9 protein-coding genes are annotated in these 20,349 nt (G+C 68.8%); 7 read left to right on the forward strand and 2 right to left on the reverse strand.

Going from position 1 to position 20,349, the window contains the following annotated elements; translation table 11 throughout:
• Positions 1-342: 342 nt before the first annotated feature.
• Positions 343-3,711 carry a type ISP restriction/modification enzyme gene (locus D476_RS0113370; protein ID WP_017624445.1) on the forward strand — a complete coding sequence of 1,123 codons (3,369 nt, stop codon included), beginning with the start codon at positions 343-345 and terminating at the stop codon, positions 3,709-3,711.
• A gap of 41 nt (positions 3,712-3,752) precedes the next feature.
• Here D476_RS0113370 and D476_RS0113375 read toward each other — a convergent pair whose 3' ends face one another.
• The gene (locus tag D476_RS0113375; protein ID WP_017624446.1) at positions 3,753-4,787 is read right to left on the reverse strand and encodes a ParA family protein; all 1,035 of its coding nucleotides are present in this window, start codon (positions 4,785-4,787) and stop codon (positions 3,753-3,755) included.
• A 94-nt stretch (positions 4,788-4,881) separates the two neighbouring features.
• Positions 4,882-5,439, reverse strand: a complete 558-nt coding sequence (locus D476_RS0113385; protein WP_017624448.1) for an ATP-binding protein — start codon at positions 5,437-5,439, stop codon at positions 4,882-4,884.
• A gap of 219 nt (positions 5,440-5,658) precedes the next feature.
• On the opposite strand from D476_RS0113385, the gene D476_RS0113390 reads away from it, so the two are divergent.
• The 6 genes from D476_RS0113390 (at position 5,659) to drmB (ending at position 20,340) form a co-directional block, all read left to right on the forward strand.
• Positions 5,659-6,516 (forward strand): helix-turn-helix domain-containing protein, encoded by an 858-nt coding sequence (locus D476_RS0113390; RefSeq protein WP_017624449.1) that lies wholly within the window; start codon positions 5,659-5,661, stop codon positions 6,514-6,516.
• Entirely contained in the window at positions 6,513-6,707 is a 195-nt protein-coding gene (locus D476_RS0113395; RefSeq protein WP_017624450.1) for a DUF397 domain-containing protein, read from the forward strand. The genes D476_RS0113390 and D476_RS0113395 overlap by 4 nt, the downstream gene beginning before the upstream one ends.
• A gap of 376 nt (positions 6,708-7,083) precedes the next feature.
• Positions 7,084-10,275 (forward strand): DISARM system SNF2-like helicase DrmD, encoded by a 3,192-nt coding sequence (drmD, locus tag D476_RS0113400; protein ID WP_017624451.1) that lies wholly within the window; start codon positions 7,084-7,086, stop codon positions 10,273-10,275.
• The gene (locus D476_RS0113405) at positions 10,272-14,462 is read left to right on the forward strand and encodes an Eco57I restriction-modification methylase domain-containing protein (protein ID WP_017624452.1); all 4,191 of its coding nucleotides are present in this window, start codon (positions 10,272-10,274) and stop codon (positions 14,460-14,462) included. Before drmD ends, D476_RS0113405 begins: the two co-directional genes overlap by 4 nt.
• Positions 14,462-18,418, forward strand: coding sequence for a DISARM system helicase DrmA (gene drmA, locus D476_RS0113410; RefSeq protein WP_017624453.1), 3,957 nt, complete (start codon positions 14,462-14,464; stop codon positions 18,416-18,418). Before D476_RS0113405 ends, drmA begins: the two co-directional genes overlap by 1 nt.
• Positions 18,415-20,340: a DUF1998 domain-containing protein gene (drmB, locus tag D476_RS0113415; RefSeq protein WP_017624454.1), complete on the forward strand. Its 1,926-nt coding sequence runs from the start codon at positions 18,415-18,417 to the stop codon at positions 20,338-20,340. Before drmA ends, drmB begins: the two co-directional genes overlap by 4 nt.
• The last annotated feature ends 9 nt before the right edge of the window (positions 20,341-20,349 follow it).

Here is a 20,349-nt window from a genome sequence, read left to right on the forward strand (position 1 = left end):
CGCCTGAGGGAGAGAGGCGGGCACGCCGACCCTACAGAGGCGTGCGGGGCGACCGGGCCGTAACGCGAGTATCGGCGGCCGGTGACCGGATCCGGTCGCCCCGCGGCGGCACCCCGACGTTTGCCGCAAGGAACTTCGCTCCTCTTTCACCACTCAGCGAACGCGCGTCCTCCTCTGAAGCAGGGTGCGCAGCCGCCACCCGAGAAAACAGTGAAGCACGCGATTACAGGAATGCGCACATTTCTCACGGCATTCCTTATCCGGCCATGGCGGACTGTTGACGGTGTGTTCCTCCCGGGGTGTTCTAGTAGGAACGGAGAAATCCCTCCCCTCGGAGATGCGATGACGGCGTTGCCGAGCGCCCCCTCCCCCGACCGCGCCGGCCCCCTCCCCGCCGGCGGATACGCCGCGCGCAGACTCGAATCGTTCATCTCAGACGTGGCCGACGCCTGGGGTCGGGGCGGCTTGGAGGAAGAGCAGCTGCGCACGCCCCTGCTCAGACTCGTGGAAGGGGTCTCCCATGACTTCGGGACGCCGGTGACGGTCTTCGGAGAGGTCCCCCTCAAAGCGCTCGGAGCCCGACCCGATTTCGGAGTCGACGCCAAGAACACCGGACGCGACCCCATCAACAGGATCGGCTATATCGAGCTGAAGAAGCCGGACAAGCCCATCCCCCCGAGCGACTTCGTGCGCGGACACGACCTCAAGCAGTGGGAGAACCTCAAGAGCCTTCCGAACCTGCTGTACACGAACGGCACCCAATGGTCGCTTTTCCGCTACGGCGTCCAGCGCGGACACACGGTGGAGACGCCGGCCCTGTTCTCGAAGAAGCGCAGACGGCTTCCGCCCCAGCGTGAACTCGAGGGCCTCCTATGGGACTTCCTCACCTGGGCACCCGAACAGAACTACACACTCGACCAGCTCATCACCCGTGTCGCACACATGTGCCGACAGCTCCGGGGGGAGATCGTCGATCTCATCGAGGAGGAGCGCTACAGCGATGGCCCCAAGCCGTTCACCGGCCTGGCCCGGGAGTGGAAGAACCTCCTCTTCCCCGCCATGGAGCCCGGCCCTGAATTCGCCGACGCTTATGCTCAGGCGGTCACCTTCTCCCTGCTGGTCGCACGGGAATCCGGGGTCGACTTCACCGACAAGAGCACGCGCGAAATCGGCGATCAACTCGGAAAGCACCACCGTTTCCTAGGGGAAGCGTTCGCCACCCTCACATCCAGCGAGGAGATAGAGAAGAAGACCCTTCTGCCCACTCTCATCCGCATCCTCCAGCCACTCGACTGGGACACGGTGATGCGAGGGGAGGAGCACGCTTACTCCGACCTCTACGAGACCTTCCTCTCCCGCTATGACCAGGAGTTGCGGAAGGAGACCGGCTCGTACTACACCCCGGAGCCCGTGGCCTCCTATATGGCGGGGTTCGTCGACTCGGTCCTCAAGGAGAGAATGGGGATACGGACCGGGCTCGCGGACAGGAGTGTCACGACGATCGACCCTGCCATGGGGACGGGGACCTTCCTTTCAGCGGTCACGAGGCGGGCAGCGACGACTCTCCTCGATGAATCCGGTCCCGTCCAGACGCGGCACCGGCTGAGGGAGATGTACGAGTCCCGTCTGATCGGGTTCGAGCCCAGCGCCTCACCCTTCGCGGTCGCCGAGCTCCGGCTGCACCAGCAGCTCCAGGACGTGTACGGAGCCGAGGTCCCCACGGAGCATCAGCGCTTTCTGGTCGATACTCTCGACGACCCCTGCCTGGCGATTCCGGCGTACGGCCTCCGCTATGAGGAGATCCTGAATTTCCGCAGGAGAGCGAACGAGACGAAGCGCACCACACGTATCCAGGTCGCCATCGGAAACCCTCCCTACATCGACCATGCCACCAAGAGGGCGCCCGCCCCTTGGATCGCCAGAAGGAGAGTCGACCCCGCAACAGACCCGTTGACCGACCGCCCGTCCCTCGACGAGTTCAGAGAGCCGGGAATGGGGAGGTTCGAACACAAACTCCATCACACAGGTGTGTACTTCTGGCGTTGGGCCACATGGAAGCTGTTCGACGCCCACCCCGACCAGCCCGCCGGCATCATCGCCTTCGTCAGTACGTCCGCCTTCCTAACAGGCGACGTCTTCATGGGGATGCGGCGATACCTGCGCGCGACCACGGACGAAGGGTGGATCGTCGACCTGTCCCCAGAAGGCCACCAGGCTCCGGTGCCGACCCGGGTCTTCCAAGGTGTGCAGCACCCAATCTGCATCGCCGTGTTCGCCCGGTACGGGGAACCCAACCCCGACCGCCCGGCAAAGGTCTGGTACACGTCGCTCGAAGGGCTCAAGGAACAGAAGTTCACCGCCCTGTCCTCCGACACTGCCCTGTGCCTTGACGGCGCGGCCTTCTCCCCGACCGAGAGTGAAGCGACGGCAGCGTTCCTTCCTGCATCCCCCGCAGCCGCCTCCTGGAAGTCGCTTCCCTCATTCGGCGACCTGTTCCCCTGGCACGCATCCGGCGTCAAAGCAAACCGCACCTGGGTCATCGCTCCTGAACGGGAGACGCTTCATCGGCGCTGGAGAAGGATGAAGAGCGCGTCCCCCGAGACGATGGACCGCCTGTTCAAGGCCACTCGCGACCGATCCGCAACAACAAGCGTCGCGGGAATGCCCTCCATAGCCCACGATCACCGTGAGCCTGAGTGCGCCGAGTTCGCCTACCGCGCGTTCGACCGTGAGTTCATCATCAGCGATCCCCGGTTCGTGGACCGCCACCGCCCTCAGCTCTGGCTAGCCCATGGTGGGAGACAGGTCTATGCAGTAGAACAGCACTCTCTCCCACTGGCTTCGGGGCCGGGGCTCCTCTTTTCCTCCCTCATTCCAGACCAGCACTACTTCAGCGGTCGTGGCGGCCGAGTGCTTGCCCTCCACCGCGACCAGGAGGGAAGGGTGCCCAACACACCGCCCCGCCTGCTCTCGGCATTGGAGTCGCGGCTGGGGATCACCGTCACGGCCGAGGATCTGATGGCCTACTGCGCCGGAGTGGCGGCTCACCCCGGCTTCGTGGCCCGATTCCAGGAGGGGCTGAAGGTTCCCGGGGTCCGCATCCCCATGTCGGCCGACCCCGACCTGTGGCGGACCGCGGTCGAGTCAGGGCGGCGGGTCGTCTGGCTGCACACCTACGGAGAGCGCTTCTGCGACCCGGACGCGGACCGACCGCCAGGTGGCCCGCGCCTTCCCCGCGAGCGGCGCCCCCAGCTCATCGCCGAGATATCGGACGGCCGGGGAGGCCTGCCCGACCGTATCTGGCACGACTCCGACACCGGTGACGCAGGAGACCGCCTGCACGTCGGGGAAGGTGCAATCGCTCCCGTCTCGCCGCACGCCTGGCACTACGACGTGAACGGCATGCGGGTGGTGAAGAAGTGGTTCTCCTCCCGGCAGCGCAATCCACGGGGGAAGCGGAGGGGAACTCCCCTGGACGACATCCGTCCCGACCGCTGGTCGCCCGACTACACCGACGAACTCGTCGACCTCCTGTCGGTCCTGACACTTCTCGTCGACCTCGAACCCCGACAGGCGCGGCTCCTCGACGACATCATGGCCGGACCGCTGATCACCGTGGACGACCTCGCCACCGCCGGTGTCCTCCCCTTCGATGAAGGGCACAGGAAGGGGCCGCCTTCGAACGAACAGTTGGAGCTTCCCAGCGAGTGAACGGGCCCGGAGACCAGTGGCCCCTCTTTCTCACCCCTTGGCTACCGCAGTCGCTCGCCCAGGGCGGCCAGCCGGCCGTCGATCGCATACGTCAGATCCCGGAACTCCGATCTGCACTTTTCGACCAGGCCCTGCATGCTCCCCATCGCACCACCGGCCGTTCTCAAGTCGAACATCGGCTTCCGGGCGTCGTGCGCGAGCGGCATGAGACTCCGGTACTGGCGAATTGTGGCGATCTCATGGTCTCCGCCGCCCTCGATACCGCTTTCTTCCAGGACGAATCGCTCGTACACCATGGGGATGCGGTCCAGCCACCGCTTGTAGGCGCCGACCGGGCGATCCAGGCGGAATCCTGGCTGCATGATCACGTACCCGAGGGGACTCATGTTGCCGCTCGGAAGCACCATGTCCTTCGGGGCCTGGTGCACGACGACGCCCTGCCACTTCCTCCTCCACTCCGCGAGCGTCGGTCCCAGGTTCCGCAGCCCGCGCAGGGAGAAGAGGTCGGCGGCGAGCGGCATCAGCACGGTGTCCGAGGACAGGAGGGCCGCTCGGTTGATCGCCCCCAGGTTCGGGCCGACATCGATGAGCACGACGTCCGGGTCGACCACCCGCCGCGCGTTCTGGATGAAACGGTAGAAAGCGGTCGTCGCGCGGACGGCCTTGGCGTTCCCGGCAAGGGTGTTGCCCCAGGCCTGGGACAGTTCATCTTCGAACCGGCTGAGTTCGAGGTCACCGGGAAGGAGCCACAGCCCTTCGACCACTTGCGCCGGCTCGATGAGCTCCACATCACCGGTCCCCTCGACGATCGGCTGCACGGCCTGCGCGATCGTCTTGGTCTCTGGAGACAGCAGCGTGAACATCGCCTCCTGCCGGGGACCGAAGGGAAGGTCCGTCTCGTCCCACAGGAAGGCCAGGTCGTCCTCGTCCAGGAACGCCGAGGTGAGGTTGGACTGCGGGTCCAGATCCACCGCCAATACGCGCTTCCCCAGGCGCTGGTACATGTGGGCGAGGTGGTAGGCCAGCGTCGTCTTTCCGTCGCCGCCCTTGTTGTTGAACAGCGCGATCGATGTCACTGGACTCTCCTCATCACCACGACCCACGAACTCTCGTCCACGGTGAACTCGGGCGGCGGGTTCCCGTTCTTCTCCACGAGGCCTCCCCCCGGCTTCACCTCGGCCAGGCGCTGCCCTCCATGTCGAATGACAGGTGGAACCACACGTTGCGGTGCGTCGCCCAGCCGTTGTCGCCCCAGGTGGTGGACAGAGCGTCGACGAGGGCCAGCCCGCGCCCGGCCTCTCCTGACGACGCCGACGTGAGACCTGACGGCCGAAGGTAAGCCCGTTCCGGGGCCATGACTCGGGGTGGGAGTCGCTTGTCCCCATCGTCGCGGCAGGTCAGGGTCAGTCCCCCACGGCCGCGCTCGACGATGAGGGTGTATGTCGCCTCCGGACGACCGGAGCGGCTGTGCACGAGGGCGTTCGTAGCGAGCTCGCTTCCCAGGAGGGTGAAGAGGTAGCGGTAGTCGCGGTCGCGCTCTGCGGCACAGGTGTCCAGGAACGAGCGGACCAGCGGGAGCATGTCCGCCATACCGGGGACGTCGACACGGCGGCGCGTATAGGGACCGGTGTAGGCGCCGCAGAAGTAGTGGCGGCGCATCGGCGGGATGAAGGCGGTGAGCGGGACCGTGACCCGAGGCAGCGGGGGTACGGGGGTGGACGCGGGCATGAGGACACACTCCTCCGGGGGCGAAGGCGGCAGGCCGAGCCGCGACAGCGCCCAGCACTCGTGCCGATTCACGGACACCAGAGCGAACGCCGACTAGATTGAGCTGCGGTGATGGCCTTCCAGGCCACCAACACCGCCAGTGACTCCAGACTGATTCTCGATATTCGAGCTGTCAAGCAGATTCTCGATATTCGAGTTCGGATGGCATAGGCTTCTCCCATGCACCGCCCCTTCAGCCCCACCGTCCGACGGCGCCGCCTGGCCCGTGAGCTGCGACGCCTGCGCGAGGCCAGCGGCCTCAAGCTCTCCACGGCCGCCAAGGACGCCGACGTGCCGCAGTCCACCCTGAGCAACATCGAGAGCGCCGATGCCCGGCGGATCAAGGCTCGCGACATCGACGCCCTGGCTGACCTCTACGGCGCCTCGCAAGAGGTTCGTGTCGCCTTGCACGAGCTGTCACGCGAGTCCAAGGAGCAAGGCTGGTGGTCAAAGTACCGCGACGTCTTCGGCGGCAACGCGCTGCCCGACTTCGAGGCCGAAGCCTCCATGATCCGCACCTACCAGTGCCAAGTGATCCCGGGACTCCTCCAAACGCCTGCATACGTTGAAGCCGTCTTCCGGGGCGGTGGAGCCTACGCGGACGACAAGGTCACCAGGCACGTGGACGCCCGCCTGCGCCGGCAGCAGATCCTGACCAGGAACCGACCGCCTCACCTGTGGGCCGTGGTCGACGAGGCGGCTCTACGGCGTCGTCTCGAAGATCCGGCGATCATGCGGGAGCAGCTTCAGCACCTCGTCGATCTCGCGACGCACCACAACATCGACATCCAGGTCCTGCCGTTCACGGCCGGAATGCACGCGGGCCTGTCGGGCTCCTTCTACCTGCTGGATTTCCCCCATGATGCCGACCCCAGCATCGTATACACCGAGACCGCCACGGATAGCCTCTTCGTCCAGGACCCTGATTCAGTGCAGCGCTATGTCACGATCTTCGCCCACCTGAATGCCGCCGCACTCCGCACTTCAGAGACCATCACGTTCGTCAGACGGATCATCGAGGACGAAGGGCCAGCATGAGAATCACCGGTGAGCCGGTCTTCTTCAAGTCGAGCTACAGCAGCGACCGTGTGGAATGCGTCGAGGTCGCTCCCCTCCCCGTCGGAGCCGCCCTACGCGACTCCAAGCACCCCGACCGGGCCGTGCTGGGGTTCCCCTCCTCCGAGTGGCACGCCTTCCTCTCGACGCTGGGCGACGACGCGACCTCCTGAAGCCCTTACCAGCCCCGCTTCCCGGAGGCCGCCGCCTGGCCGCCTCCGGCCACTCCCGCCCCGACGATTCGGACCACGCCGGCCTTCCTGAATGGATCCGCAGGAGAGACACACCGGCCGGATCACCTCTCCCTCGGCGGTCACGGCGTCCCTTCCGCGACGCACCGCCCCACTCGGGACTTTCGTCCCTTCTCTTTTCCGGGCGCCCCGCTTCACCGTTCTTTGGTTGTGAACACAGTTCACACTCGCTACTGTTGGCTCATCCGACGCTGCCCGCAGCCACGGCCGGTGAACCCGCACACCTCCCCTGGCCACGCGTCGCCCCGCGTCCTCCCCGCGAGGGCGCGCCCAGCAAGCGCGATCAGGAAGTCCGGCGATGCCCAGCACAACCGAAGAGCGCCCCGCCCCGGGATCGCTCGTCGCCGTCCGCGGACAGAAGTGGGTCGTCAGCGATGTCGACCACGCCGACGGCGGCACCCTGGTGACCCTGCAGAACACCGACAGCGGCCGCTACGGCGAGACCCTGAGCGTCCTGTGGGAGATCGAGCCCGGACGGCGGGTCCTCCCCCGCGGCTCCCTCCCCCCGGTCTCCCCCGACCGCTTCGACCCGCCCGAGCGCCTGGCCGCCTTCCTCGACGCGGTGCGCTGGTCAGCGGTCACCTCGGCCGACACCCGCACCCTCCAGGCCCCCTTCCGCTCCGGCGTGGCCATCGAGGACTACCAGCTCGAACCGGTCACCCGCGCGGTCGGCGCCCCGCGCGTGAACCAGCTCCTCGCCGACGACGTCGGCCTCGGCAAGACGGTCGAGGCCGGGCTGGTCGCCCAAGAGCTGCTGCTGCGCCACCGGGCCCAGCGCATCATGGTCGTCTGCCCCGCCGGGCTGACGGTCAAGTGGAAGGACGAGATGGCCGAGAAGTTCGGCCTGGACTTCACCGTCATCGACTCCGACCGCTGCGCCCAGGTCCGCCGGGACTACGGCAGCGCGGCCAACCCGTTCAAGGTCTACCCGCTCACCATCGTCAGCCTGTCCTGGCTGCGGGGCCCCAAGGCCCAGCGCCTCCTCGACGAGGTCCTGCCCGCCGGCGGCGCCATGGGCCCCGAGGACCGCGTGTTCGACCTGCTCATCCTGGACGAGGCCCACCACGTGGCTCCGGCCGCCCCCAAGCAGGTCTACGCCGTGGACTCCCAGCAGACCAAGCTCATCCGCCGCCTGGCCCCGCACTTCACGCACCGGCTGTTCCTGTCGGCCACCCCGCACAACGGCTACCAGGCCTCGTTCACCGCCCTGCTGGAGATCCTGGACGACCAGCGCTTCGCGCGCGGGGTCGAGCCCGACCCGGCCGCCGTCAAGGACACGGTGGTGCGCCGCCTCAAGCGCGACATCACCGACGCCGACGGCAACCCCCGTTTTGTCGAGCGGGACGCCCGCTCCCTGCCGGTCGACTACCCCGACAGCGAACGGAAGATCCACGGCCTGCTCACCCGCTTCGCCGAGCTTCGCCGCAGGAAGCTCACCACCCGCCGCGGCCGTAAGGCCACCGACCTGGTCACCCTCCTGCTGAAGAAGCGCCTGTTCTCCAGCCCCGCCGCCTTCGCGCACACGGTGGAGGTCTACCTGGAGACGCTGCGCGCCAAGGGGCGCCCGCTCGACCCGTTCGCCGACGGGGACGGCGAGGACGAGGTCCCCGAGTGGATGGAGGACTTCTACGACGAAGCCGCGGCCTACAACGACGAGGAGCTCGCCGAGGCCGAGGACGACGCCCTCGACCGCACGCGCCCGATGCAGCCCGACCCGGACGACGACGAGACCGCGCTGCTGGAGCGCATGCTCGAATGGGCCCGGGACCACGAGGCGCTGCCCGACGCCAAGGCGTCCAAGCTCATCGAGTACCTGACGGCGGTCTGCAAGCCCGGCGGGCACTGGACCAACGAGCGCGTCGTCGTGTTCACCGAGTACCGCGACACCCTCGACTGGCTCCGCGAACTCCTCCGCCAGCAGGGCCTGGGCGGCGACCGGGTGGCCGAGCTCCACGGCGGCCTGGGCACCGACGAGCGGGAGCGGCTGCGGGTCGCCTTCCAGAAGGAGCCGTCCGAGCACCCGGTGCGCATCCTGCTGGCCACCGACGCCGCCAGCGAGGGCATCGACCTCCAGCGCCACTGCCACCGCCTGGTCAACTACGACATCCCGTTCAACCCGAACAAGCTGGAGCAGCGGATCGGCCGCATCGACCGATACGGCCAGACCCGCACGCCGGAGATCCGCCACTTCGTGGGCACCGGATGGGACACGGCCGTCGACTCCTATGAGGCCGACCTGGAGTTCCTGTCCCGTGTGGCCACCAAGGTCGCCCGCATGGAGGAGGACCTGGGGTCGGTCAACGCGGTGCTCTCGGACGCCGTGCAGCGCCGGATGCTCGGCCAGGGCGCACCGGTGGACGTGGACGCGGCCGGCGCCAAGGGCGACCGAGTGCCGTCCGAGGCCAACGTCCGCGAGCAGGTGCGCCGGGTCCGGACCGAGCTGGAGCGGACCGTCGAGGAGCTGGGCATCACCCCCGTGCGGGTCAAGCGGGTCGTGGACACGGCGCTGGGCCTGGCCCGCCAGCAGTCCCTCCGCCCGCACGTGGACGAGAGGCACTTCGCCGAAGGCATGTTCGAGGTCCCGCCGCTGACCGGTTCGTGGGTGCGGGCCACCGAGGGACTGACCGAGAAGCCCGCAGCGGGCGCCGCGGACGGCGGCAAGAGGCACGGCGGCAAGCGCGACGAGCCGCTGCGCCAGCTCCCCGTCACCTTCGACCCGGAAGTGGCCAAGGGCCGCGACGACGTGGTGCTGGCCCACCTCAACCACCCCTTGGTGGCGATGTCCACGCGGCTGCTCCAGACGGCGGTCTCCAACGACCAGGTGGGCCTGGACCGCGTCACCGCGGTCGTCAGCGACGATCCGGAGCTGGAGGACGTGCTGGTCGGCGCCTTCTCCCGGTTCGTGCTGGTGGGGGCCGACGGTATGCGCCTGCACGAGGAGGTGCTGCACGCGGGCGGCTGGCTGCCCGAGGGCGGGCGCTTCCGCCGCCTGGAGAACCTGGGCGCGCTGCGCGGGATGCTCGACCGGGGACTGACCGACGGCACGCCGCTGGCGGGCCCGGTCTGGCACCGGATCCACCAGCGGTGGACCGACCGCGCCTCGGACGGCCTGATGAAGGCGATCGAGTGGCGCAAGGAGACCCGGCTGGAGTCGCTGCGCCGCAGGCTGGAGCAGCGCGAGGCCGAGGAGCGCGAGCGCGCGACCGAGGTCATCGACCGGTTCAGCGCCACCCTGCGGGCGGCGCTGGCCGAGGACGACGCGGACGCCGAGAACGCGCTGTTCAGCACGGCGGAGATCACCCGCACCAGCAAGGAAGAGCGCGAGCAGTACCGGAAGGACCGGATGAACTGGGAGAAACGGTTGGACGAGCTGGCCGCCGAGCGCGACCGCGAGCTGAAGGCGATCGCGGCCCGCTACAGCCGCCAGGAGCCGCACTCCTTCCCCGTCGCCGTCGTCTTCGTCGTTCCGAAGCGGGAGGCCGTCCGATGAGCGCACCCACCACCGCCGCACGCCGGCGCCGCACCACCGGCGAGGACAGCGCCGAGCAGCACCGCAACTGGCTGAGCCTGATCGAGGTCGACGGGCCGTTCCTGACGCTGCCGGTGCTGCGCGCCACCTGGCCCGCGCGGCTCGAACCGCTCGACAAGGAGGAGCGCGCCCGGATGCGCCGCGAGCACGCGCGCTGGCAGGCCGCCTCGGCCACGACGGCCGGGCAGCAGGCGTGGATCCGCTACCTGCTCGCGGACATGCTGGCGTGGGGCGATGACCTGCACCTGGCGGCCCGGGGCCCGGAGGAGGGTGCCGAGGGGAACGGTGCGGAGCGCGCCGGGGCGGCGTCCGCGAGCGACGGCGCCACGGGCGAGGACGGGGGCGGGGACACGGACGCCGCCGCGCTCGACGCCCTGGCGCTGGAGGTCCCCGAGCACGAGACCCGCGTCGTCCCGTCGTTCGTGCTGACCGCGCCGGGTGAGGCCGTCAAGCCGGACACCGTGCGGGTGCTGGGGCTGGTGTGCCCGCCCGGCCAGCAGCCCACCGCCCGGATCAAGGGCGAGGCGTGGGCCGCCAGCCCGGCGGACCGGCTGGCGCAGCTCTGCCGCCACCACGGGGTGGAACTGGGGCTGGCCACGGACGGCCGATGGTGGGCGCTGGTGTGGGCGCCGCGCGGAGGCGTGACGACCACCGCCGTCTTCGACACGGCGGTGTGGAACGAGCGCGCCGAGCGGGACGTGGTGGAGGCGTTCCACTCCCTGCTGTGCCGGCGCCGGTTCTTCGGCGTGCCGGACGAGGAGACGCTGGTCCGGCTGCTGGCCAAGAGCCAGGACGGGCAGGAGGAGATCACCGAGGCCCTGGGCGTGCAGGTGCGCCAGGCGGTGGAGCTGCTGGTCGCGGCGTTCGGCCGGGCCGACACCAAGCTGCGCGAGCGCGGCGAGCCCGACCTGTCCGAGGTCGACGCGCACGAGGTCTACCGGGGCGCGGTCTCGGTGATGATGCGCGTCGTCTTCCTGCTCTTCGCTGAGGAGCGCGGGCTGCTGCCCTCGGACAACGACCTCTACCTGAAGTCGTACTCGGCGGGTCGGCTGTGCGCGGAGCTGGAACAGCGCGCGCTGGAGGGCAGCGAGGACGAGCTGGAGGAGACCTACACGGCCTGGCACCGGCTGCTGGCCCTGTTCGAGGCGGTGTACCAGGGCGTGGACCACCCGCGCCTGCGCATGCACCCGCACGACGGGTCGCTGTTCAACCCGGCCGAGTTCCCCTGGATGCCGCTGCTCATCGACGACCGCACGGTGCTGCACATGCTGCGGTCGGTGCAGTACGTGGTGGTCGGCAAGGGCAAGAGCAAGGAGCGGCGGGCGCTGTCGTTCCGGTCGCTGGACGTCGAGCAGATCGGGTACGTGTACGAGGGCCTGCTCTCCTTCGACGGGTACCGGGCCGAGAGCGAGACGGTCGGACTGACCGGCAAGGTCGGGGCCGAGGAAGAGGTAGAGCTGCGGCGGCTGGAGGAGATGGCCGCACAGTGCGCCGACGTTCCCGCGCTGGCGGCCAAGCTGGCGGCGGAGTTCAAGGACTCGGGGATCGGGTCGGCCCGCGCGCTGGAGAAGAAGCTCGCGCCGCTGTCCGGGGTGGAGAAGGAAGAGGCCCGGAAGAAGGTTCAGGCGGCGGTCGGCAACGACCAGGCGCTGGTGGAACGGCTGATGCCGTTCTACGGGGTGCTGCGGGAGGACCTGCGGGGCCTGCCGTTCGTAGTGCTGCCGGGTGAGCTGTACGTGACGGAGTCGTCGCTGCGGAAGAACACGGGGACGCACTACACGCCGAGGTTCCTGGCGGAAGAGGTCGTTGAGGGGGCCTTGGAACCGCTGGTGTACGAGCCGGGGCCGCTCCAGACCGCGAACAAGGACGAGTGGAAGCTCAAGTCCAGCCGGGAGATTCTGGACCTGAAGGTCGCCGACATCGCGATGGGGTCGGCCGCCTTTTTGGTGGCGGCGGCGCGCTACCTGGGCGACAAGCTTCTGGAGGCGTGGACGAACGAGGGCGACGAGCGGGTCCGCGACTACACGCCGGGGAGCGACGGCGCGAGCGCGGATGAGGACCCGGTGGTGATCGAGGCACGGCGCCAGATCATCGAGCACTGCCTGTACGGGGTGGACATCAACCCGATGGCGGTGGAGATGGCGAAGCTGTCGCTGTGGCTGGTGTCGATGGACCCGGAGCGGCCGTTCACGTTCTTGGACGACCGGCTGGCGGCCGGGGATTCGCTGTTGGGGATCACGTCTTTGGAGCAGCTTGAATACATGCACATGGACCCGAAGAAGGGGAGGGAGATCCATTCCGAGGGGGCGTTGATCGACTTCACGTCGGGTGTGCGTGAGCTAGTGGAGCGAGTTGCGGAACGGCGTCGCGAGGTCACTGAAATCGACGGCGCCACCTTGGAAGGCCTCGTTCGCAAGCGCGAGCATCTGAAGGAGGCCGAACTTGATTTGGAGCAGGCGCGCCTCTTGGCAGATCTCACCGTGGGGGCCGCTTTGGCATACGCCACCCAGGGAGAACGTGAGCAACAGAGCGGCGCACTCACCTCTGCTGACCTAGCACGAAGGATTGAGGCTGCTAATGCAGAGGCAAGAGTTCAGGCCCAGGAGTGGCTAGACACAGGGCGCCCTTCTGAGTCCTTCACCCGAACCCCCATCCACTGGCCCCTCACCTTCCCGGAAGTGTTCGCCAAAGAAGGCTTCGACGCAATTATCGGAAACCCACCTTTCCTTGGAGGCAAGAAAATAAGCGGCTCCACAGGGGGCGCATACAGGGAATACCTCGTAAAGAATATCGCAACCAACAAAAAGGGAAATGCAGACCTTGTTGCATACTTCACTCTTCAAGGTCACGCAATCACTAACAAGAATGGCCAGCTCGGGATTATAGCCACTAACTCCCTAGCTCAGGGAGATACCCGCGAAGTCTCGCTCGACCAATTGCCCAAGCGGGGAGTCACTCTGCGGCGCGGGATAAGTAGCACCCCTTGGCCTTCCAGGAGTGCAGCCCTTGAATTCTGCGCCATCTGGACAAGCAAATATGAACCAAAAAAAGAATCGTCAACCATCTTGGATGGCACTATCGTCCCCGGGATAACCCCAAGCCTCACACCGAGAAGTAGAATCTCTACGCCCCCTAAGCGCCTTGCGGCAAATCGAGGCCTTTCCCACATTGGAGTTCTGGTCAACGGAACTGGGTTCACACTCGACGAGAGGCGCGCCTCGGAGTTCATCTTAGACGACGCCAAGAACTCCAGAGTCCTCCACCCATACCTCAATGGCCAGGACCTAAACACAGACCCAACCTGCTCAGCTTCACGATGGATTGTCGACTTCAACGACCTCCCAATCGACGAAGCAAGCAACTACAAGCTACCATTTAAATGGGTCACAGAAAGAGTAAAACCGGAACGCGAACAGAATAAGCGCAGATCGTACCGCGAACGCTGGTGGCAGTATGCAGAGAACCAAAACTCGATGCGATCCGCCATCGCCAACCTGCAACGCATTATCGCTATCACCTCCGTCAGCAAGAGTGCAATACCGGCAGCACTTCCCACTGGGCAGATCTTTTCCCATATGCTAGCCGTTTTCGCAACCGAAGACATGGCTATGCTATCCCTACTCACAAGTTCCCCACATTATTGGTGGGCAAAATCCCGCGGTTCATCCATGAAGGCTGACCTTCGCTACACCCCCTCCGACGTCTTCGAGACCTTCCCTCTCCCCGAGCTCACCCAGGAGATGCGTGACCTCGGCGAGCACCTCGACACCTACCGCCGGGACGTCATGCTCTCCCGGGACTCTGGCCTGACCAAGACCTACAACCTCGTCTTCGACCCCGACTGCAACGACGAGGACATCGTCGAACTCCGCCGCATCCACCGCGAGATCGACGAGGCCACCATCCGCGCCTACGGCTGGGAGGACCGCATCGAAGCCGTCGGCGGGCTCGACCACGGCTTCCACAAGGTCGGCGGGCGCGAGACCCGCTACACCATCGGCCCGGCCGCCCAGCGCGAAGTTCTCGACAGCCTCCTCGAACTCAACCACGAGCGCTACGCCGAAGAGGTCGCCCAGGGCCTCCACGACAAGAAGAAGTCCGGCAAGTCCAAGAAGAAGGCCGCCGACGACGAAGGGACGCTGTTCTGATGTCCTCCGACGGGCTCTTCCCCAACCCCAACGGGGAGCAGACCTCCCTCGACGCGACCGGCGCTGCCCCTCCCCCGCCCTCCGCGCAGGACGCGCAGGGCAAGGACGACACGACCGACCAGCCCAAGCCCCGCACCGGCCCCGCCCTCACCGACCCCCAGGAGCTCATCGACCGCCTCGACACCCCCCAAACCTTCAGCGGCGCCTCCTCCTACCAGGTCCGCGACGAGTTCCAAGAGCTCGTCGCCCGCGACCTCCTCGGCCCCTGGGGCGGCGACTACGAGGAGTTCGCCCCGCGCGCCCGCGGCCCCCGGGAGCGCTATCTCGTCGGCATGCTCGGTCCCCGCGACAAGCCCGCCGCCTCGCACACCGCCGACGCCGGGGACCTCGCCGACACCGAGGCCGGCGTCGGCGGCAGCGCCAAGGGCGAGGAGGGCGGCGAACTCCCCGACGTCGTCACCACCCAGAACCTCGGGCACATCTGGGCCTCCTCCATGGGCCTGGCGTTCACCGTCGCCGACGAGACCGACGCCCTGTCCGTCACCGCCTCCTGGGGCGAGTACTCCCGCCGCACCATCACCGACGACGACGGCAAGTCCCGCACCACCTGGGCCCGGGATCCGCGCACCTACATGCGCGAGGTCCGCCTGGACGGCGACCGGAACCAGCGCATCGGCCTCACCGCCGCCGACACCGACACCCCCGGCGTCTACCTCGACGTCGCCGTGCGCCCCCGCGACGGCCGCCGCACCGTCGAGCTGACCCTCATCAACGGCCAGCAGCAGCCCTCCACCACCCCCGACACGGCCTGGCTGTTCCAGACCCGCCTGGCCGTCACCGCCCGCGACGGCGGCTCCCCCGTCTTCCTCCCGATCGACGACCCGCTGGACCCGGCCCAGCCCGCCCCTCCGCAGGCCGACACCGAGGACCTTCGCCTCCGTCTGCTCTACCGCAACCAGCTCTCCTACGCCCGGGGCCGCAACGTCGCCGTCCAGGAGGACGCTGACCCCGAGCTGCGCCGGGCGCGCAGGCTGGAGACCACCTGGCTGCCCACCTACGACGTCCCGCCGACCAGCGCCCCCTCCGGACCGGGCACGCCGCTCGAAGGCACCGAGCTGTCCATGGACGCCTTGGCCGCGGCCTCCCCCGAGGAGCTGGCCTCCGGCCTGGCGCCGCTCGCCGACGGCTACTCCGCCTGGCTGGACGAGCGCGAGGCCGAGATCGGCGGCCTGCCCGAATCCCTGCGCGGCACCGCCGAGGCCGCCGTCTTCCAGGCCCGCAGCGCCGCCGAGCGCATCCGCGCCGGGATCGACCTGCTCTCCGACCCGTCGGCGCCCGGCCACGACGACGCCCTGCGCGCCTTCCGCTTCGCCAACCGGGTGATGGCCGACCAGCGCCGCCACACCGAGATCGGGCGGCTCCGCGAGGACCGCGACCGCTCCTACGCCGACGCCGAGCGCGCCGTGCGCGAGCGCGGCCCCTCCGCCGCCTCCTGGCGCCCCTTCCAGCTCGCCTTCGTGCTGCTGAACCTGCCCTCCCTGGCCTCCCCCTCGCACCCCGAGCGGGCCGCCTCCCCGCGCGCGCTCGTGGACCTGCTGTTCTTCCCCACCGGCGGCGGCAAGACCGAGGCCTACCTGGGGCTCACCGCGTTCACCTTCGCCATCCGCCGCCTCCAGGGCATTGTCGGTTCCGGCGAGGACGCCCGGTCCGGGATGGCCGGGGTCGCCGTGCTCATGCGCTACACGCTGCGCCTGCTCACCGCTCAGCAGTTCCAGCGCGCCGCCTCGCTGGTGTGCGCCGCCGAGGTGGAGCGCCGCGCCGATCCCGACACATGGGGCGAGGAGCCCTTCCGCATCGGCCTGTGGGTCGGCGGCGGGGTCTCGCCCAACTGGTACAAGGAGGCCGAGGACCAGATCCGGGACGCCCGCGAGGCCGGCCACGGCGAGCGCACCAACGTCCTGCAGACGCTCGCCTGCCCGTGGTGCGGGGAGGAGCTGACCGCCCAGCGCGACCTGGAGCCCGACCCGGTCGCCCGGCGCGTGCGCCTGTTCTGCCCCAACGGCGAGGGGACCGACGCCTGCCCCTTCTCCAAGCGCTCCTCCGCCGACGGCCTTCCCATCCTCACCGTCGACGAGGAGATCTACCGGTACACCCCCAGCCTGGTCATCGCGACCGTGGACAAGCTGGCGCGGCTCCCCTGGAGCGGGTACGCGGGCATGCTCTTCGGCCGGGTCCGGGAGCAGTGCCCCCGGCACGGGTTCCGCCACGACGACCTGGACCGCAAGACCGACTGCCGGAGCAGGCACACCGCGAAGGCGGGCTACCCCGCGGCCACCAGCCGCCCCGTCCCCCGGCTGCGTCCGCCGGACCTGATCATCCAGGACGAGCTGCACCTGATCTCCGGGGCGCTGGGCACCACGGTCGGGCTGTTCGAGTCCGCCGTGGACCGGCTGTGCACCTGGACCGCCCCCGACGGCTCGCGCACCGCGCCCAAGATCGTGGCCTCCACCGCCACCACCAAGCGCGCGGAAGCCCAGGTGCGCGGGGTGTTCGCCCGCGACCTGCGGATCTTTCCCCCGCAGGTCACCGACGTGGCCGACACCTTCTTCTCCCAGCAGGTGCCGATCTCGGAGAGCTCGCCGGGCCGCCGGTACATGGGGGTGTGCGCACACGGGGTGCGGCTGAAGTCGGCCGAGATCCGGCTGGCGGAGATCCTGCTCATCGCCGGGCAGACCATGTTCGACGCGCACGGCGAGGCGGCCGACCCGTACATGACGACGGTCGGCTACTTCAACGCCACCCGGGAGCTGGCGGGCATGCGGCGCTACGTGGACGACGACGTGGTCACCCGGGTGCGCCGCAACGGCCGCGCGAAGGGGCTGTCCAACCGGCTGCAGGGCACCACCCAGCTCCTGGAGGTCCAGGAGCTCACCTCGCGCGTGTCCTCGGGCGACATCAGCCGGGTCCTCAAGGGGCTGGAGGTGCCGTTCGACCCCGAGCTGGACACCTCCGACCGCAAGCGGACCATCATCCAGCACGGGGCGGCGATCATGCGCGGCCGCGGCGGCGGCTCGCGGCCCAAGCAGCCCGAATACCACCCGCTGGCGGACCAGCGCATGCTGCGCGCCCGGGAGGGCCGGGTCCCGGTGGACATGGTGCTGGCCACGTCCATGCTCCAGGTGGGCGTGGACGTGTCCCGGTTCGGGCTGATGATGGTGACCGGGCAGCCCAAGAACACGGCCGAGTACATCCAGGCCTCCTCCCGCGTGGGCCGTGACGCCCGTCGGCCGGGCCTGGTGGTGACGCTGTACAACTGGACCCGACCGCGCGATCTGGCGCACTTCGAGGACTTCCGGAACTACCACGCCTCCTTCTACCGCGAGGTTGAGGCGCTGTCGGTCACCCCGTTCACCCGCCGCTCGCTGGACCGGGGCACCGCGGCGGCGTTCGTGGCGGCCGTGCGCAACCTGGCCGAGGAGTACTCGCACAACGCCGACGCCCAGGACGTGGACTTCAACGGCGATGTCGTGGAGGACGTGGTGCAGCACCTGTTGGAGCGCGCCGAACAGGTGGGGGGCGAGCGCGGGCGCGCCTATCTCGCTGAGCGCATCAACGTCCTGAAGGACGTGTGGAACACCAAGCGCTCCGGGGAGACGCGGCTGGGATACGACCGCGAGTCCTCCGGCCCCACCCGGTTGGTGGAACTGCTCAACCGTCCCGGCGAGGGCCCCTGGATGGCGACCACCGTCGGCATGTCCATGCGCGAGACCGAGAACGAGGTCAACCTCCTCCTGCCCAGGGACGGACGCTTCTTGAACCCGCCGGTCGGTGCTCCTGAGTGGTCCTTCGCGCCGGGCGGTGCGGACGGCGCCGGTGCCGCGGGCACCGAGGACGACACCGACGAGCTCGGCCAGTCCGCCTTCGACACCAAGCAGGCCCGGGAGGGGAACCGATGAGCGCCCAGAGCGGCAAGTACCGGCGCCGGGTCGGCGCCGTCCGTCCCAGCCACCTCATGTTCACCACCGGGGTGGGCGCGCTGGTGGACCTGCCCAACATCGCGGTGCTGGTGCGCGGCGTGGACGACTGGAACTACGACGACGTCCCGGACTGGGAGCCGATCACCGAGCCCCGGCTGCTGCGCGAACTCAACAGGTTCCACGACGGCCGCCACGTCAAGCAGCTCCGCCCGGCTCCGTGGCTCGACGGCTTGGACGCCGACCCGAACGGCCCGGCGGCGCGCGTCGGCGTCCCGGTCATGCCGTTCCCGACGTGGCTGCGGTGCACGGCCTGCAACGAGCTCGCGAGTCTGGACTCCAAGGCCTTCGACTTCGAGAACGACAAGCCCCGTCGGCCCCAGGACGCGCGCTTCTTCCACCGGGGCTGCCCGAAGAAGCGGAAGGGGAAGCCGCCGCTGGCGGTCGCCGCCCGCTTCGTCCTGGCCTGTTCGCAGGGGCACCTCGACGACTTCCCCTACGCCCACTTCGTGCACGAGGGGGCGGACTGCCCCAAGGCGCCGCAGCCCAAGCTCCAGATGGACGACCGCGGCGGCAACATCGGCGCCAACGTCTCGATCCGCTGCATGGCGTGCCAGCAGCACCGCAACATCCGCGACGCCCTGGGCGAGCGCGGCCGGGACGAGCTGCCCGCCTGCCGGGGGCGCCACCCCCACCTGAGCGTGTTCGAGCAGTCGGGCTGCAAGCAGCGGCCGGTCGTGCTGGTGGTGGGCGCCTCCAACCAGTGGTTCGCCCAGACCCTGTCGGTGCTGTCGGTCCCCGAGGGCGGGGCGAGCGACCTTCAGATGAAGGTGGTGGAGCACTGGGAGCTGTTGAGCAAGCTCGGCGACCCGAAGATGATCGTTCTCGCGCGGGAGCACATCCCGGAGTTCAAGCAGTTCGCAAAGTGGTCGGACGATGAGATCGTCGCTGCGATCGAGAAGGTCGGCGCCGCCAAGGAAGCCGAAGCCTCCGGTGATTCCGGCGCCGATCAGGAGCAGGGTCAGCCGGACCTGCTCACCCCTGAATGGGAGGTCTTCTCCGCCCCCGAGGCGCCGGAGCCCACGGACGACTTCGCCCTCTACCGCGCCCCCGAGGGCGTCCCCGAATCGCTGGCGCCCTACTTCTCCGACGTGGTGCAGGCCGAGCGCCTGCGCGAGGTCCGCGCGCTGCGTGCGTTCACCCGCCTGGACGCCCCCGACCCCGAGGACCCGGACCTGGTGTCTCGGGCGCCCCTCAGCCGCGGCGAACTGACCTGGGTCCCGGCCAGCGAGGTGCGGGGCGAAGGGATCTTCCTCCGCGTCCCCGAGGAGGTGCTGAGCGGCTGGGAGGAGCGCATCGCCGGCAGCGATGCCCTGCGCCTGCACCAGGAGGCCTACAAGCAGTTCCGCATCAACCGCTACTCGGGGCGCATCCCCGGCGGCTTCGACCCGATGCGGCTGTGGCCGGGTGCGCGCTACATCGCCCTGCACACCCTCTCCCACCTGATGATCCGCGCGATCGCCCTGGAGTGCGGCTACAACGCGGCCAGCCTTTCCGAGCGCATCTACGCCGGGGACGAGGAGGACCCGCGCGGCGGCATCCTCGTCTACACCGCCGTGCCCGACGCCGAGGGCACCCTGGGCGGCCTGGTCTCCCAGGCCGCGCCCGAGCGACTCGTCCCGCTGGTGGACAAGGCGCTCAAGGGCGCGATGCGCTGCTCCTCGGACCCCTTGTGCCGTGAGCGCCTGCCCCAGCCCCACGCCGACTTCCTGCACGGCGCCGCGTGCCACGTGTGCCTGTTCGTCTCGGAGACCACCTGTGAGAAGGGCAACCGCTTCCTGGACCGCCGCTTCGTCGTCCCGGTGGACGACCCGAAGCTGGCGCTGTATCCGGAGCTGCCGTAGCGGGAGGGC

This window comes from Nocardiopsis chromatogenes YIM 90109 (genome assembly GCF_000341185.1).
Classification (GTDB): domain Bacteria; phylum Actinomycetota; class Actinomycetes; order Streptosporangiales; family Streptosporangiaceae; genus Nocardiopsis_A; species Nocardiopsis_A chromatogenes.